Consider the following 2,585-nt stretch of genomic DNA (forward strand, 5'->3'; position numbering starts at 1 on the left):
GCGTCGGCCGCCCCGTCCAGGGTCTCGACGACGCGCGGGCGCGCGGCGCCGTAGCGCAGGAGCGCCCGGGCCGAGGCGTCGGGGGAGGTCACGGCGGCGCCGGCCGCGTCGGCGGGGAACTCGCGCCCCCGGCTCCAGTGGCGCACGGCGAGGTGGAACTGCTCCATCACGAACAGGCCGAGGCGGATCGACGGCCCGAGCACGCCGAGCGCGCCGCGCTCGCGCTCGGCCATCGCGTCGAGGGAGCGCCCGACGCCCGCGTAGATCGGCAGGAAGCGCTGGCTGTAGGCGGTGTCGCCGCCGGCGTAGTGGGCGAGTTCGTGCCCGAGGATCGCCGCCGTCTCGTCGACGCGCAGCAGGGCGAGATAGGGCAGGGGCACGTGGAGGATCCGGCCGTCGAGCCGCGCGCCGCCGGGCTCGAGCACGGCCGGGCCGGCGCTGACGAAGAAGCCCTCGGTGAGGCCGACGACCAGGGTCTCGGGCTTGAGCGCGCCCATCCGGTCGGCGAGCGCCTCGACGAGGCGCCAGAGACCCGGCGCCTCGGCCGGCGCGATCCGCCGCCCGAGGATCGGCAGCGGGTCGGGCGCGAAGGCGACGAGGGCCCGGCGCAGGCCGATCAGGGCGCCGCACGCGGCGAGGATCGTGGCGCCGACCGCGCCGGCCGCGATCGCCAGGAGCTTCACGCCGCCGCCGCCGAGGCCGCCGTCGACGAGCAGCCCGGCCTCGAACAGGACCACCGCCACGAGGCCGGCGGGCGCCGCCACGATCTGGACGGCGAGGGCGGGCGGAAGCAGCCGCCGCACCAGCGAGAAGCCGCGGACCAGGGCGTCGCGCGACCCGCGTCCCAGCCGCCCGAGCAGGCCGCCGACGAGCAGAACGAGCACGGAGAGCGCCGCCGCGAGGCCGCCGCCCGCGACCGCGACCGCCGGCAGCCTCTGCCGCCAGTCCATCACGGCGGCGAGGGTCCCCGCGTGGTCGCGGATCTCGCGGGCCTTCACCGCGGCGTAGGGGCCGCCGTAGAGGCGGCCGTCGTGCCGGAACTGCAGGCTGAAATCGGGGCGCCCGTCCCGCGGAGCCCGCGCCTCCAGATCCGCCACGACCGCGCCGAGGCGGTCGCGCTCGGCCGCGAACGCCCGCCAGTCGTCGAGGCCGCGCTGGCCCTGCCAGAGCCCGATCAGCAGGATCGCGAGCGGCAGCAGCACGGTCGCTGCCAGGAGGCCGGCGAGGGCGCGCGGACGCGAGCGGTCGCGCGGGGGCGCTGCTTCGGCGATGGTCGGCTCCTGGATGGCGAGACGCGGGTGCGGCAGGGCGGGCACGGCAGGATTGCGGTCGGGTCGGCGTCCCGGTATCGAGCCGGCGCAGCGATCAGTCCAGGTCCAGGAGGCTATAGATGCTATCGAGCTACAGCTTCCGAGCGACAAAGATTGGGCGCAGCCGGATCGATAACCGATTCGACGGCCGGTTTTCTAACCGGCCGAACGGCCACGTCAACCGAATGCTGCGGTTCGGCCTCCGAGGGCTCCGGGCGCGGCGCGCCTTGCCCGGCCGGTGCGCCCGCCCCACTCTGGGCGCGCCCGCTTCCGCGCTCGCGCGCCCGGCGCGACCGGGCCCGGTGCGGATGCCAGCCTCGAGGGCGCCGCTCCGCGGGAAGACCGGGAGGGAGAGACCATGAATCTGCTGAAGCGGTTGTTCGGACGCGCCGATGCGGCACCGGCGGCGGAGGCGGCGCCGGACGAACCGCTTCTCGTCAACGCCTACGCCACCGTGCGCGACCTGCCCGCGCTCCCCTTCGACCACGCGCTGAACGGCCGGCGGGACCTGTCCGACCCCGAATTGCAGCCGCATCTCGACGGGTTCATCGGCTACGTCATGGGACGGGGCGACGGGCAGATGACCGCCCTCCGCTACCATCTCTGGCGCCACCTGCAGCGCGTCCGCAACCACGTCAGCTTCGCGGTCGCCGCGTCCGACCTGCCGCGCGTGGAGGCCTGGGCGCTCGCGGCGAACGCCGTCCTCTTCCTGCCCGACGGCTCCGTGCGCGCGCCCGACATGGCGCTCCTCCTGTCGGCCGCGGGCGAGACGGATCCGGCCGCGCGTCTGCCCTACCCGCCCGACGCCGTCGCGCGCCGCGCCCGGACCCTGGAGCACCTGGAGGATCTGGACCCGAAGCCGCCGGCCGGCATGCCCCCCGCGCTCGGCGAGGCGGAACTCGCGCTGCGGCCGCCGGCGGAGGTGCTCCGGCGGGCCCTGGCCCTGCTCTACGTCGCGGCCTGGGGACAGGCCTTCGGCGCCGGCACGACGCTGCGCGAGCCGGGACAGAGGGCGCTGAATCCGACCGGCTTCGCGGCCCTGTCGCCGGCCGAGCGCGCCCAGATCGAGGCGGCGGACCCGAAGGACGCCGCGGCGGCGTCCTGGCGCTACGAGGCCGCGAACACCCTGCTGTGGGCGCTCGGCGTGCGCGCGGCCCGGATCGCCGACCGCGACGCCACGGTCGACGTCGACGCGCTCTGGCGGGCGGTCGCGCCGCTCGCCCGGGACGCGGGCGCGGCCGACGCCGCGCGGCTGCGGCCGCCCGGCGCGAGCGC

Annotated in this window: 2 protein-coding genes; one reads left to right on the plus strand and one right to left on the minus strand. The window is 76.9% G+C overall.

Going from position 1 to position 2,585, the window contains the following annotated elements:
- The coding region (locus tag ACLBYE_RS30245; RefSeq protein ID WP_447696993.1) for a M48 family metallopeptidase at positions 1–1,202 on the minus strand (1,202 nt) is incomplete at its 3' end.
- Positions 1,203–1,668: 466 nt separating this feature from the next.
- Here ACLBYE_RS30245 and ACLBYE_RS30250 point away from each other — a divergent pair.
- Positions 1,669–2,585 (plus strand): DUF4272 domain-containing protein (locus ACLBYE_RS30250; protein WP_447696992.1); only part of this gene is annotated, 917 nt, incomplete at its 3' end.

The organism is Methylobacterium sp. A52T, assembly GCF_053346095.1.